The sequence below is a fragment of the Streptomyces sp. NPDC096176 genome, assembly GCF_044763255.1.
In the GTDB taxonomy this organism is placed as follows: Bacteria; Actinomycetota; Actinomycetes; order Streptomycetales; family Streptomycetaceae; genus Streptomyces.
Genome location: NZ_JBIWFV010000004.1, coordinates 485713 through 498614, shown reverse-complemented (window position 1 = coordinate 498614; position 12902 = coordinate 485713). Strand labels below are relative to the sequence as shown.

The following is a 12902-nucleotide window of genomic DNA, read 5'->3' as shown; positions in this document are numbered from 1 at the left end:
CAGGCGGGAGCCGCGCCGTGAGGGTTTTGGATCACTTGGCCGGTACGGCGGTCACCGTCTCCGTGACGGTCACGGTGAGGGTGACGGTCGGACGGAGCTGTCCGGGGCGGGGCGTGGCGCTGCTGGGGGGCGTGGCGCTGCTGGGGGGCGTGGCGCTGCTGGGGGCGGCGGCGTCGCAGTCGCCGAGCATGGTCGCCTGGAAGACGACCTTCCTGTCGACCTTGGCTGTCATGTCACCGCGGACGCACTTGCCGGCACGCTCCTCCGTCACCTTTCCGGTGAGGGTGATGTCCTGGCCGGATCCTGTCTCTCCCCGGCAGTCGACGGTGACGCGGCGGGGCGCGGCGGGGTTGCCGGAGGCCGCGGGCGCGGGCGAGGCGTCGGCCTTCGCGGTACAGCTGAACCAGGCCACGTCGAAGGTGAGCCGCTCGAGGGTGCTGGTCGCCGTACGGTCCGTGGTGATGGCGACCGCGGCGGAGTTGAGTCCGCCGGCCACCGGCTCGCACGCGGTGACGCCGACAACCGCCGCCGCGCAGGCGGCGAGCAGGGGCAGGGCGCGTCTTGACGGCGTCATGGTGGCAGAGTGCCACCGGCTCGCTTGCGGGAGAAGACAGGTTGACGCCAGTTCACACCACTGGGTGGCACCCGGTGTTCAGGACCAGCGGCCGGTGCGACCCAGCAGCAGCGCTGTCGCCGCGGTACCGGCCGTGGAGGTGCGCAGCACGCTGCGGCCCAGCCGGTACGGCTTCGCTCCCGCCTCGGCGAAGGTGGCCAGCTCCTCCGGCGACACACCGCCCTCCGGTCCGACCACCAGCACGATCGACCCCTCCGTCGGCAACTCGGCCGTCGCCAGCGGCTGCGCGCCCTCCTCGTGGAGCACCGCCGTGAAGTCGGCCGCCGCCAGAAGAGCCGCCACCTGCTTGGTCGTCGACGTCTCCGCGACCTCGGGGAAGCGGAGCCTGCGCGACTGCTTGCCCGCCTCACGGGCCGTCGCCCGCCACTTTGCCAGCGACTTGGCCCCGCGTTCGCCTTTCCACTGTGTGATGCAGCGCGCCGCCGACCACGGCACGACCGTGTCCACACCGGTCTCGGTCATGGTCTCGACGGCGAGTTCACCGCGGTCGCCCTTCGGGAGCGCCTGTACGACCGTGATGCGGGGCGTCGGCTCCGGCTCCTCACGGCGTTCGCGCACCTCGACGACAAGGCGGTCCTTGCCCTCCGTCGACACGACGGCGCCTGCGGCTCCGCGGCCCCGGCCGTCGGTGAGGACGATCTCCTCACCCGGCTGGAGCCTGCGTACGGACACGGCGTGCCGGCCCTCGGGGCCGTCCAGGGTGACGGCCGCGCCGGGAGCGACACCCGCGAGCGACTCGACGAGAAAAACGGGAGCGGTCATCACACACCACCGCCGAGCGCGAACGCGGCCCGCGCCGAGTCGGTTTCCGCCGCGAGCACCCCCACCAGCTGGGCGGCGGGCATCTCGCGGGCGAGCCGGTGCCCCTGCCCGGCCCACAGCGCCATGCCCTGGGCGTCGCCCGCCTTGGCCGCGGCCTTGCGCAGCGGACTTGTCATGTGATGCACCTCGGGATATGCGGCGGGAGCGTACGGCCCGTGCTCCCGCATGAATCGGTTGACCAGCCCCCGCGCGGGCCGCCCGGAGAACGCGCGGGTCAGTTCGGTCCGTACGAACAGCGGATTGGTCAGGGCCCGCTTGTGCAGCGCGTGGGCCGCCGACTCCGGGCACACCAGGAACGCGGTGCCGAGCTGGGCGGCGCTCGCGCCCGCCGCCAGGACCGCGGCGATCTGGCTGCCCCGCATCAGACCCCCGGCCGCGATCACGGGCAACTGCACGGTTTCCTTGACCAGTTGGAGGAGGGCGAGGAGCCCCAGACCGGTTCCGTCGGTCGCGGGGTCGTCCCGGTGCGTTCCCTGGTGCCCGCCCGCCTCGATGCCCTGCACACACACGGCGTCGGCGCCGGCCCACTGCGCGGCCTGCGCCTCCTCGGGCGTGGTGACGGTCACGATGGTGAACGTGCCCGCCTTGGTGAAGGACTCGAGCACGCTGCGCGGGGGACAGCCGAAGGTGAACGAGACGACGGGGACCGGGTCGTCGAGCAGTATGGCGAGCTTCGCGTCGTAGCCGTCGTCGCGCCCGGAGTCGGCATCGCCCAGCGGCGTCTCGTACCACGCGGCCTCACCGGCCAGCTGATCCCGGTAGACACCGACGGCGGCCGGGTCGGCGGTGCCTGGCTGCGGCATGAAGAGATTGACGCCGAAGGGGCGGGCGGTGAGCCCGCGCACCTGTTTGACCTCCTGGTACATCCCGTCCGCCGTTTTGTACCCGGCGGCGAGGAACCCCAGCCCGCCGGTCTCCGAGACGGCCGCGACCAGCCGCGGGCAGGAAGCGCCGCCTGCCATGGGAGCCTGCACGATCGGATGACGGCAGAGATCGGTCAGCAGGGAGGACATGCAGGCATCGTGCCACGTCCCGGGCGGGCGGCCGAATCACCCGGAGCCTCGCCGGCACCGTTGACGTTCGAGGCGTACGAGCCGGGGGCAGAACCCCGCAACTCGCCGTTCCGCCGGCGTTGGACACGGGGGCCGGGGGCGGAGCCCCCGGAATACGCCCCCGCGGCCACGCCGTCCGGCTAACGCCCGTTGAACGCGTCCTTCAGACGCGAGAACAGCCCCTGCTGGCCCGGCTGGAACTGACCCGTCGGCCGCTCCTCGCCGCGCAGTTTCGCCAGGTCCCGCAGCAGTCGCTCCTGGTCCGGGTCCAGCTTCGTCGGCGTCGTCACCTCGACGTGCACGATCAGGTCGCCGCGCCCGCCACCGCGCAGGTGGGTGATGCCGCGCCCGTGCAGCGGGATCGACTGGCCCGACTGGGTGCCCGGCCGGATGTCGACCTCCTCGACGCCGTCGAGCGTCTCCAGCGGGCACTTCGTGCCCAGCGCCGCCGCCGTCATGGGGATCGTCACCGTGCAGTGCAGATCGTCGCCGCGCCGCTGGAAGACGGGGTGGGCGACCTCGTGGATCTCGACGTAGAGATCTCCCGCGGGGCCGCCGCCGGGGCCGACCTCGCCCTCGCCGGCGAGCTGGATGCGTGTGCCGTTGTCGACACCGGCCGGGATCTTCACGGTCAGCGTCCGCCGCGAGCGGATGCGGCCGTCACCGGCGCACTCCGGGCACGGGGTGGGCACGACCGTGCCGAAGCCCTGGCACTGCGGACACGGCCGCGAGGTCATGACCTGGCCGAGGAACGACCGCGTGACCTGCGAGACCTCGCCACGACCGCGACACATGTCACAGGTCTGCGCCGAGGTCCCCGGCGCAGCGCCCTCACCCGAGCAGGTGGTGCAGACGACGGCCGTGTCGACCTGGATGTCCTTGGTCGTGCCGAAGGCGGCCTCGTTGAGGTCGATCTCCAGACGGATCATCGCGTCCTGGCCGCGCCGCGTACGCGAGCGGGGCCCGCGCTGCGAGGCCGTACCGAAGAACGCGTCCATGATGTCGGAGAAGTTACCGAAGCCACCGGCGCCGAATCCGCCCGCGCCGCCGCCTCCGGCCTGCGAGAGCGGGTCTCCGCCGAGGTCGTAGACCTGCTTCTTCTGCGGGTCCGAGAGCACCTCGTACGCGGCGTTGATCTCCTTGAAGCGCTCCTGCGTCTTCGGATCCGGGTTCACATCCGGGTGGAGTTCGCGCGCGAGGCGGCGGAAGGCCTTCTTGATCTCGTCCTGCGATGCGTCGCGGCGTACGCCGAGTACGGCGTAGTAGTCCGTGGCCACTTACGACTCCGCCAGGATCTGTCCGACGTAACGTGCCACTGCGCGTACCGCTCCCATCGTTCCGGGGTAGTCCATGCGGGTCGGTCCGACCACGCCGAGTTTGGCAACTGCCTCGTCGCCCGAACCGTAGCCGACAGCGACCACGGACGTGGAGTTGAGTCCTTCGTGGGCGTTCTCATGACCGATCCGTACGGTCATGCCCATGCCGCCCGATTCCTTCGCCTCGCCGAGCAGCTTGAGAAGCACCACATGCTCCTCCAGCGCCTCCAGCACCGGCCGGATGGTCAGCGGGAAGTCGTGCGCGAAGCGGGTCAGATTGGCGGTGCCGCCGATCACGAGCCGCTCCTCGGTCTCCTCGACCAGGGTCTCGAGCAGCGTGGAGAGCACCACGGAGACGGTGCCGCGGTCCTCGTGCTCGAACGATTCGGGAAGGTCCTGCACCAGTTGCGGCACATCCGCGAAGCGGCGTCCCACGACCCGGCTGTTGAGCCGGGCCCGCAGGTCCGCGAGCGAGGTGTCGCCGAACGGCGCGAGGCAGTCGATCATGCGCTGCTCGACCCGGCCGGTGTCCGTGATCAGCACGAGCATCAGTCGGGCGGGCGCGAGGGAGAGGAGTTCCACATGCCGGACCGTGGACCGGGTCAGCGACGGGTACTGGACGACGGCGACCTGCCGGGTCAGCTGCGCCAGCAGGCGCACCGTACGGCCCACGACGTCGTCGAGGTCGACCGCTCCGTCCAGGAAGTTCTGGATGGCGCGGCGCTCGGGCGACGACAGCGGCTTGACGCCCGCCAGCCGGTCGACGAACAGCCGGTAGCCCTTGTCCGTGGGAATCCGGCCGGCGCTGGTGTGAGGCTGGGCGATGAAGCCCTCCTCCTCCAGCACGGCCATGTCGTTGCGGACGGTGGCCGGCGAGACGCCGAGCTGATGCCGCTCGGTGAGTGCCTTGGAGCCGACGGGCTCCTCGGTGCCGACGTAGTCCTGGACGATGGCGCGCAGTACCTCGAGCCTGCGTTCGCTGAGCATTCGTGCGCACCTCCAGCTGTGGTTCCTCGTAGTGGCTTGGCACTCGGTGCGCCCGAGTGCCAGCATTCCCCCGGCCAGTGTACGGCTGCCGGGTACAGGGGTAGCAAGGGTGGCCGACCGTGCGGTCGGACACGCTGTTTCCAGGGCCCACCGAGGTCGATGCGCATGTGTTGCGGATAGCGTCGCCGCATGGACGTCAGTTGGGAAGACCTCGGCTGGGAACGGCTGGCCGACGGGATCGGCCGGCGCCGTATGCCCGGCTGGGACGCGACCGTCGGTCTGGTCGTCGGCGAGGACGCCGTGCTGCTGTTCGACACCGGCTCCACGGTCCGCGAGGGCGCCGAGGTACGGGCACAGGCCCAGGCCCTGCTCGCCGGCCGGCGGATCCGGCGGGTGACGCACATCGCACTGAGCCATCCCCATTTCGACCATGTGCTGGGCACCGCGGCCTTCTCGGGGGTGGAGATCTACGGCGCGGTCGGCATGGACGCGCTGCTGCGGCGGGACCGGGACGTGATCCGCGCCGACGCGGTGCGGCACGGAGTCGCGCCGGACGACGCGGCGGAGGCCGCGGACCTGCTGGTGGCCCCGCAGCACAGCGTGTGCGGCGAGTGGACCCTGGAGCTGGGCGGCCGCCAGGTACTGCTGGCCAACGTCGGCCCCGGCCACTCCGGCCACGACCTGGCGCTGCTGGTGCCGGGCGCACCGGAGGTGGTCTTCTGCGGCGACCTGGTGGAGGAGTCCGGCGAGCTGCAGGCCGGCCCGGACGCCATCCCGTCCCGCTGGCCCGCCGCACTCGACCGGCTCCTCTCGCTCGGCGGCGAGGACGCGCTGTACGTGCCCGGGCACGGGGCGGCGGTGGACGCGGAGTTCGTGCGGGCTCAACGGGAGGCGCTGGCAGCGCGTTTCGGCGTGTCGTAGGGCGGCCGGACGTATCGTCGTGCGAATGCGCAGCTACAGCCCTGATCTCACACCGCCGTGGAAGCGGTCGAAGCCGGCCCTCGAGATCCCCGCGGACCCCGACCTGGTCGTCGAGGAGGTGTCGACGGGCTTCTGCGGCGCGGTGATCCGCTGCGAGGCGGGGACGGTCACCCTCGATGACCGCTTCGGCAAGCACCGGGTCTTCCCGCTCGAGCCGCGCGGCTTCCTGCTGGAGGGCCAAGTGGTCACCCTGGTCCGCCCGGCGCCCATGGCCCCGAGCCGTCCGTCCCGTACGGCCTCCGGCTCCATCGCCGTACCCGGCGCCCGGGCCAGGGTCGCCCGCGCGGGCCGCATCTATGTGGAGGGGCGGCACGATGCGGAGCTGGTGGAGCGGGTGTGGGGCGACGACCTGCGCATCGAGGGCGTGGTCGTGGAGTACCTGGAGGGCATCGACGACCTGCCCGCGATCGTCGCCGACTTCGCCCCCGGCCCGGACGCCCGCCTCGGCGTGCTGGTGGACCACCTCGTCGACGGCTCGAAGGAGTCCCGCCTCGCGGCGTCGGTCACCGACCCGCACGTGCTGGTGGTGGGCCATCCGTACATCGACGTCTGGGAGGCGGTGAAGCCGTCGTCCGTGGGCATCCCGGCCTGGCCGAGGGTCCCGCGGGGCCAGGACTGGAAGACGGGCGTCTGCCGGGCGCTGGGCTGGCCGGAGAACACGGGCGCGGCCTGGCAGCACATCCTGTCCAGGGTGACGAGCTACAAGGACCTGGAGCCCGCGCTGCTCGGTCGGGTGGAGGAGCTGATCGACTTCGTGACGCTGTCCGACTAGCCAGGGTTGCTCGGCAACGTCCGGAACAGGGATGTGTCCAGCGTGAGGTCGAGCACCTCGACGGGGAGGGGATCACCGAACTTGGCGGTCCGCTCCACCTGGTACCTGGCAGCCTCGCCCGAGCCTGTCGGTTCCGTGAGGAGCACACAGCGGGCCGCGAAAGGATCGACGATCAGATAGGCGTCCACCTGCCCGGCCGCGTACATCGACGGCTTGAGCCGGTAGTCGCGGTCGGCGCTGGTCTTGGAGACCACTTCCATGACCAGCGTGACGGCAGGTGCGGGAACAAGTCGGCCGGGGCCTTCGAAAGCCCCCTCTTCGTGCACCACGAGGTCCGGCTGCGGTTCACTCGACTCGCCCGGGATCGCGAGGTCCTGCGTCTGGAGCGGGTACCAGCGCTCAAGACGAAGAATCTGCTTCTGCACCTGCAGAACGATCATGTTGTGGACCCAGTCGGGCCCTGCCATCATCACGATTTCCCCCCGCAGGAGCTCCGCCTTGAACCCCTCGGGAACATGCAGGTTCTCGTAGAGGTCGGCAATCGATGCAACAGGCCGGTCATCCACAGCGGTCATCTCCGTGGCCCTCCTCGTCCGCCGCATCCTGTTCGAGCAGCAGGGTAGGGACAGCGTAGGCAGTCGCACCTCTCTTCTGCACGAGTTCACCCTGGTGAGTGGTCAGTCCACCAGGTCCCTGACCACCCCGTCCGCCAGCAGCCGTCCCCGCAGCGTCAGGACCGCGCGACCCCGCTCGTACGGGCCGGGCTCCAGCAAGCCGTCGGCAAGGGCCTTGCGGGCCGCCGCGAGGCCCGTCGTGCGCAGCAGCGCGAGCGGCACGCCCTCGCGCAGCCGCAGCTCCAGCAGGATCCGCTCGACCCGGCGGTCCTCGTCGGAGAGGACCTCGCGGCCCGCTCCCGGCGAGCGGCCGTCCGACAGCGCCGCCGCGTACGCGCCCGGATGCTTCACGTTCCACCAGCGCACGCCGCCGACATGGCTGTGCGCTCCGGGGCCGGCGCCCCACCAGTCGGCGCCGCGCCAGTACAGCTCGTTGTGCAGGCACCGGCCTGCATCGGTGGTGGCCCAGTTGGAGACCTCGTACCAGTCGTAGCCGGCTGCGCCGAGCACCTCGTCGGCGATCAGATAGCGGTCGGCGTGGACGTCGTCGTCGGTCATCGGCACCTCGCCGCGCCGGATCCGGCGGGCCAGCCGGGTGCCCTCCTCGACGATCAGCGCGTACGCCGAGACATGGTCCGGTCCGGCGCCCACCGCCGCCTCCAGCGAGGCGCGCCAGTCGTCGTCGCTCTCGCCGGGGGTGCCGTAGATCAGGTCGAGGTTCACATGGTCGAAGCCCGCCGCCCGAGCCTCTGCCACACACGCCTCCGGCCGCCCCGGTGTGTGGGTCCGGTCGAGCACCTTCAGCACGTGCCGGCGGGCGCTCTGCATCCCGAACGAGATCCGGTTGAAGCCGCCGGCCCGCAGCGCCTCCAGATAGGCGGGGCCCACCGACTCCGGGTTCGCCTCCGTGGTCACCTCGGCGTCGTCGGCGAGCCCGAACTCCTCGCGAACGACATCCAGCATCCGTACGAGATCACCGGCGGCCAGCAGCGTGGGCGTGCCTCCGCCGACGAACACCGTTCGCGCCTGACGCGTGTCGTCGCCGAGGATCTTGCGGGCGAGGCGGATCTCGTCGGCGAGGGTCTCGGCGTAGTTGTCGCGGGAGGCGAGCACGCCGCCGGAGCCGCGCAGCTCGGTGGCGGTGTAGGTGTTGAAGTCGCAGTAGCCGCAGCGCGTCGCGCAGTACGGCACATGGAGGTAGAAGGCGAGGGGACGGTCTCCGGCGGCGTGGAGGGCGGACGCGGGCAGTGCGCCGTCCTCGGGCATGGGTTCGCCGTCGGGCAGTACGGAAGGCATGCCCCCCATTGTCCGTCACTCGGGAGGGCGTCTCTCCGCCGCTCACGAGGGCGCCGGTTCTGCTCCCTGCCCGCTCACCCCGCCTGGAGCACCAGCAGCGCCAGATCGTCCCCCGGCGGCGTCGGCGCGAACGCATGCACCGCCGCCCTGATCCGCTCCGCGACGCCTTGCGCCGAGAGGCCGGTGCAGCCGGAGAGCGCCGCCGCCAGGCCGTCCTCGTCGTCGAACATCCGGGGTCCGAAGCGCCGCTCGGTCACGCCGTCGGTCACGCACAGCAGCGTGTCGCCGGGCTCGAGACGGAAGGTGTGGCTCTGGTACGCGACATCGTCGACGACCCCGAGCAGTACCTGCGGTTCCGCAAGGGCACACACCGTGCCGTCGGGGCGCAGCAGCAGGGGCAGCGGGTGCCCGGCACTCGCGAGGGTGCACCGGGCGCCTCCGTCACCGGACGGCGAGGGCACCACCTCTCCGTAGAGCAGCGACAGAAACCGGGAGTCGGGCAGGCCCGGCCCGTGTCCGCCGGTGACCAGCAGGGCCGCCGCCTCCGCCGCTTCCATCGCGTCGTCGAGCAGCAGACCGTTGAGCCGGTCGAGCACCTGGCCGACCTCGTACCCCTCGCGCGCGAGGAGCCGCAGCCAGGGCCTGGCCAGGCCGGTGACGACCGCGGCCTCGGGGCCGCTGCCCTGGACGTCGCCGAGCATGAAGCACCACCGGCCGCCGGACCCGGCGGGGAAGACGTCGTAGAAGTCGCCACCGGCCACGCCGTCGTCGCTCGGCTCGTAGACCAGGAACGTGTCGACGCCGGGGATCTGGCCCACTTTGCTGGGCAGCAGACCGCGCTGGAGCACCCGGCTGATGGTGGCCTGCCGGGTGTACTGGCGGGCGGCGCTGACGGCCAGAGCGACGCGCCGGGCGAAGTCCTCGATGAGCGCGGCGACGTCGGCGCCCACGGGCTCGGGGCCGTTCTGCGCGACGAGCAGCACCCCGAGGCGGCGGCCGCCGACGGCGAGCGGGCAGGCCAGGGCTGTGGCCGTTCCCTCGCGGACGTCGACAAGCCTCGCCGGGTCCCGCCGCTGCCCGAGCCGGGGCAGTTCTTCCAGCCGCTCGTCCGGCCAGGCCACCGGCACCGGAACTCCGGCCGAGGCATCGGGCGGGAGGGGCGGTTCCTTGCCCAGGGCCTCGCGCAACCGCTCCACACGGGACTCGTCGCTGTGCCATACACCGACGAGTCTCGACGCCGCTGCGGCCGCGCCGCCCCCTCCGTGCCCCTCCGTCCCGGCGGCGAGCCAGATCGCGCACCGGTCGACGAGCCGCGGCACCAGCAGCGGCCCGGCCAGCGCCGCGACCATGTCCTCGTCCAGCTGTCCGGCCAGCAGGTCCGACGCCTCCGCGAGGAAGGCGGGAGCACCCCGGCTCACCCAGTCCAGATCTTCACGCCGGGCATGTCCCGGCTCGTACGCCTCCATGTCCCGCAGGGCACGCCGGTCCACGGCCGGAGCGAGGACGGCGGCAGCGGCGGGGCGGACGTCGCGGCCGTCGAGGGGCAGGCGCGCCCAGACGGTCTTGAGGGCGGCGTGGAAGGTGACGCCCCAGCGTTCGGCGAGGGCGGCGACCAGATGCAGGCCGCGCCCGTAGTCGGGGGTGCCGGACTGGTCGGCGCTGTGCGGACCGCTGGTCACGGCGCTGTCGGGATGGTGGTCGGAGACCTCGACGACGAGCGCGGCGGGTTCCTCGTGCGTGGGCTCCTCGAACCGGCAGAGCAGTTCCGCCGCTGTGCCCGCGTGCACGACGGCGTTGGTGACGAGCTCGCTGACGACCACGGCCGCGTCGTCGGCCAGCCGGTCGGCACACAGGTCGCCGGCCAGGAACCCCAGACCGGTCCAGTCCGCGAGGGCGTCGCGCACGAAGCGGCGCGCGGCGGCGGGTGCCAGTAGGTTGCCGGGCAGGCTGGTCCGCGCGACCAGCCTGGGGTCGGCCCGTGCCGGCCACACGGGAGTCGATCGGTTGCCGGATTCGCGCTGCATCGGAATGGACCCCACCTGCGGCTCCTGGTCGGTGCTGGCGTGCGCCGCTCATGACACCGACAGGGTGACAGACCGGGGGCGCTCATAAGCGTGGAGTCACCGAAGTGGGGGGAATGAAAAGTCAGGAAGGCGTAAAAGCGCGCGGGCGGAAGCTGCGGAACGGCCCTCTGGCCGGGCGGCTCCCTCCCCCGCCCGATCCGTCCGGCACCGGTCCCGCGCTTCCGCCCGGTCGTTGTGACGGTCCCTGCTACGCCTCGCGTGACCCCGCGTACATCTCGTCGATCAGGTGCTTGTACTCGCGCTCCACGACCGGGCGCTTGAGCTTGAGGCTGGGCGTCAGCTCGCCGTGCTCGATGTCCAGGTCACGTGGGAGCAGGCGGAACTGCTTGATCGTCTGCCAGCGCTGCAGGCCCGCGTTGAGGCGCTTCACATAGCCTTCGACCAGCTGCTCGACCTGCGGGGACGCGACGACCTCCGCATAGCTCCTGCCGCCCAGGCCGTTCTCCTCGGCCCAGCCGAGGATCGTCGGCTCGTCCAGGGCGATCAGCGCGGTACAGAAGTTACGGTCCGCGCCGTGCACCAGGATGTTGGAGACGAACGGGCACACCGCCTTGAACTGACCCTCGACCTCGGCCGGCGCGATGTACTTGCCGCCGGAGGTCTTGATCAGGTCCTTCTTGCGGTCCGTGATGCGCAGGTAGCCGTCGGCGGACAGCTCGCCGATGTCGCCGGTGTGGAACCAGCCGTCGGACTCCAGGACTTCGGCGGTCTTCTCGGGCAGACCGTGGTAGCCCTCCATGATGCCGGGACCGCGCAGCAGGATCTCGCCGTCGTCGGCGATGCGCACCTCGCAGCCGGGCAGCGGCTTGCCCACAGTGCCGGTGCGGTAGGCCTCGCCAGGGTTGACGAAGGAGGCCGCGCTGGACTCGGTGAGCCCGTAGCCCTCGAGGATGTGGATGCCGGCGCCGGCGAAGAAGTAGCCGATGTCGGGCGCGAGCGCGGCGGAGCCGGAGACGGCGGCACGCAGCCGCCCGCCGAAGGCCTCGCGCAGCTTGGAGTACACGAGCGCGTCGGCGACCTTGTGCTTGGCGGTCAGGCCGAAGGGCGCGGAAGCCGAGCCGGTTCGGCGGAAGTTGTCCTGGGTGACCTTGGCGTACTCGCGGGCGACGCCGGCCGCCCACTGGAAGATCTTGTACTTGGCGCCGCCACCCGCCCGCGCCTTGGCCGCGACTCCGTTGTAGACCTTCTCGAAGATGCGCGGCACGGCCGCCATGTACGTCGGCTGGACGACCGGCAGGTTCTCGATGATCTTGTCGACCCGGCCGTCGACCGCCGTGACGTGACCGACCTCGATCTGGCCGGAGGTCAGCACCTTGCCGAAGACGTGGGCCAGCGGGAGCCAGAGGTACTGCACGTCTTCCGTGGTGACCAGGCCGGTCGAGGCGATCGCCTTCGCCATGTAGGACCAGTTGTCGTGCGGCAGCCGCACACCCTTGGGGCGGCCGGTGGTGCCGGAGGTGTAGATGAGCGTCGCCAGCTGGTCGGCGGTGATCGCCGCCACCCGCTCCTCGACGGCCGACGGGTTGGCCTTCAGGTACTTCGCGCCGCGCGCCTCGAGATCGGCGAGGGTGAGGACCCAGCCCTCCGGCTCGCCCGCGTCGGGCTCCAGGCCGGTCGCGTCGAAGACGACCACGTGCTTCAGCTCGGGCAGTTCGCCGCGCTTTTCCCGCGCCTTGGCCAGCTGGGCCACGTCCTCGGCGATCAGCACCCGGCTCCCGGAGTCGGCCAGGATGTACGCCGACTCCTCCGCGTTGGTCGACGGGTAGACCGTGGTGGTGGCGCCGCCGGCGCACATCACGCCGAGGTCGGCGAGGATCCACTCGACCCGGGTGGAAGACGCGAGCGCGACCCGCTCCTCGGCGTTCACCCCGAGGTCGATCAGACCGGCAGCGATGGCGTAGACCCGCTCGGCGGCCTGCCCCCAGGTCAACGACTTCCACTCGTCCGGCCCCCCGCCCGAGCCCCGGGGCACCGGGTAGCGGTAGGCCTCGCCGTTCGGCGTGGCTGCCACGCGCTCGGTGAAGAGGGTGGCCACCGAGGGCGGCCGGTTCTCGATCTGGGTCTGGGTTTCGCTCACGACGTCCTCCGGGCCTGCGGCAGCATGCACGACTGGCTGGTTGTTTAACTGGCGAGTAACCATCGAGCCGTGATCAGGGTAGAGCGCGTTCGACCGGCGCGTAAGGGCCTGCGGGCTGCCGCTTCATAACGAACGGAGCGCAGGTCCGCCCATCGGGACGACAGATCGGTGCATGCGACAGCTAAGCCCTGGATGCGCCCCGGACGACCGAAAAGCGCCCGCCACGACAGGGACGGGCGCTTTCCGGAGAGAGCGGGTGCGCACATT

General features: G+C 71.6%; 11 protein-coding genes. 2 read left to right on the top strand and 9 right to left on the bottom strand.

The features are described from left to right. Nucleotides 1–31 precede the first annotated feature (31 nt). The 5 genes from ACIQ7Q_RS13970 to hrcA all read right to left on the bottom strand — a co-directional run bounded on the left by ACIQ7Q_RS13970 (nucleotide 32) and on the right by hrcA (nucleotide 4811). Nucleotides 32–574 (bottom strand): hypothetical protein, encoded by a 543-nt coding sequence (locus ACIQ7Q_RS13970; protein WP_403860110.1) that lies wholly within the window; start codon nucleotides 572–574, stop codon nucleotides 32–34. A 78-nt stretch (nucleotides 575–652) separates the two neighbouring features. After that, nucleotides 653–1396 carry a 16S rRNA (uracil(1498)-N(3))-methyltransferase gene (locus ACIQ7Q_RS13965; protein WP_403860107.1) on the bottom strand — a complete coding sequence of 248 codons (744 nt, stop codon included), beginning with the start codon at nucleotides 1394–1396 and terminating at the stop codon, nucleotides 653–655. Then, nucleotides 1396–2469, bottom strand: a complete 1074-nt coding sequence (locus ACIQ7Q_RS13960) for a nitronate monooxygenase (RefSeq protein ID WP_403860104.1) — start codon at nucleotides 2467–2469, stop codon at nucleotides 1396–1398. Before ACIQ7Q_RS13960 ends, ACIQ7Q_RS13965 begins: the two co-directional genes overlap by 1 nt. Before the next feature lie 179 nt (nucleotides 2470–2648). Further along, the gene (dnaJ, locus tag ACIQ7Q_RS13955; protein WP_403860101.1) at nucleotides 2649–3785 is read right to left on the bottom strand and encodes a molecular chaperone DnaJ; all 1137 of its coding nucleotides are present in this window, start codon (nucleotides 3783–3785) and stop codon (nucleotides 2649–2651) included. Continuing rightward, on the bottom strand, nucleotides 3786–4811 hold the full coding sequence (gene hrcA / locus ACIQ7Q_RS13950) for a heat-inducible transcriptional repressor HrcA (protein ID WP_403860098.1): 1026 nt from the start codon (nucleotides 4809–4811) through the stop codon (nucleotides 3786–3788). A gap of 189 nt (nucleotides 4812–5000) precedes the next feature. Between hrcA and ACIQ7Q_RS13945 the strand changes: the two genes are divergently transcribed. Then, nucleotides 5001–5732 carry an MBL fold metallo-hydrolase gene (locus tag ACIQ7Q_RS13945; protein ID WP_403860095.1) on the top strand — a complete coding sequence of 244 codons (732 nt, stop codon included), beginning with the start codon at nucleotides 5001–5003 and terminating at the stop codon, nucleotides 5730–5732. A 25-nt stretch (nucleotides 5733–5757) separates the two neighbouring features. Continuing rightward, the gene (locus tag ACIQ7Q_RS13940) at nucleotides 5758–6564 is read left to right on the top strand and encodes a DUF3097 domain-containing protein (RefSeq protein ID WP_403860092.1); all 807 of its coding nucleotides are present in this window, start codon (nucleotides 5758–5760) and stop codon (nucleotides 6562–6564) included. On the opposite strand, the gene ACIQ7Q_RS13935 is transcribed toward ACIQ7Q_RS13940, so the two are convergent. The 4 genes from ACIQ7Q_RS13935 to ACIQ7Q_RS13920 all read right to left on the bottom strand — a co-directional run bounded on the left by ACIQ7Q_RS13935 (nucleotide 6561) and on the right by ACIQ7Q_RS13920 (nucleotide 12635). Then, on the bottom strand, nucleotides 6561–7139 hold the full coding sequence (locus ACIQ7Q_RS13935) for a Uma2 family endonuclease (RefSeq protein ID WP_403860089.1): 579 nt from the start codon (nucleotides 7137–7139) through the stop codon (nucleotides 6561–6563). The two genes, ACIQ7Q_RS13940 and ACIQ7Q_RS13935, sit on opposite strands and share 4 nt — an antisense overlap. A 102-nt stretch (nucleotides 7140–7241) precedes the next feature. Then, entirely contained in the window at nucleotides 7242–8474 is a 1233-nt protein-coding gene (hemW, locus tag ACIQ7Q_RS13930) for a radical SAM family heme chaperone HemW (protein ID WP_403860086.1), read from the bottom strand. Nucleotides 8475–8548: 74 nt separating this feature from the next. Further along, on the bottom strand, nucleotides 8549–10498 hold the full coding sequence (locus ACIQ7Q_RS13925) for a SpoIIE family protein phosphatase (protein ID WP_403860572.1): 1950 nt from the start codon (nucleotides 10496–10498) through the stop codon (nucleotides 8549–8551). Nucleotides 10499–10745: 247 nt separating this feature from the next. Further along, nucleotides 10746–12635 (bottom strand): AMP-dependent synthetase/ligase, encoded by a 1890-nt coding sequence (locus ACIQ7Q_RS13920; protein WP_403860083.1) that lies wholly within the window; start codon nucleotides 12633–12635, stop codon nucleotides 10746–10748. Nucleotides 12636–12902 lie beyond the last annotated feature (267 nt).

Excerpts from the sequence above, each read along its gene's own strand:
- ACIQ7Q_RS13965 (WP_403860107.1), bottom strand. The coding sequence starts at position 1,396 with ATGACCGCTCCCGTTTTTCTCGTCGAGTCGCTCGCGGGTGTCGCTCCC.
- ACIQ7Q_RS13940 (WP_403860092.1), top strand. The coding sequence starts at position 5,758 with ATGCGCAGCTACAGCCCTGATCTCACACCGCCGTGGAAGCGGTCGAAG.
- hemW (WP_403860086.1), bottom strand. The coding sequence starts at position 8,474 with ATGCCTTCCGTACTGCCCGACGGCGAACCCATGCCCGAGGACGGCGCA.
- hrcA (WP_403860098.1), bottom strand. The coding sequence starts at position 4,811 with ATGCTCAGCGAACGCAGGCTCGAGGTACTGCGCGCCATCGTCCAGGAC.
- ACIQ7Q_RS13925 (WP_403860572.1), bottom strand. The coding sequence starts at position 10,498 with ATGCAGCGCGAATCCGGCAACCGATCGACTCCCGTGTGGCCGGCACGG.
- ACIQ7Q_RS13960 (WP_403860104.1), bottom strand. The coding sequence starts at position 2,469 with ATGTCCTCCCTGCTGACCGATCTCTGCCGTCATCCGATCGTGCAGGCT.
- ACIQ7Q_RS13970 (WP_403860110.1), bottom strand. The coding sequence starts at position 574 with ATGACGCCGTCAAGACGCGCCCTGCCCCTGCTCGCCGCCTGCGCGGCG.
- ACIQ7Q_RS13945 (WP_403860095.1), top strand. The coding sequence starts at position 5,001 with ATGGACGTCAGTTGGGAAGACCTCGGCTGGGAACGGCTGGCCGACGGG.
- ACIQ7Q_RS13935 (WP_403860089.1), bottom strand. The coding sequence starts at position 7,139 with ATGACCGCTGTGGATGACCGGCCTGTTGCATCGATTGCCGACCTCTAC.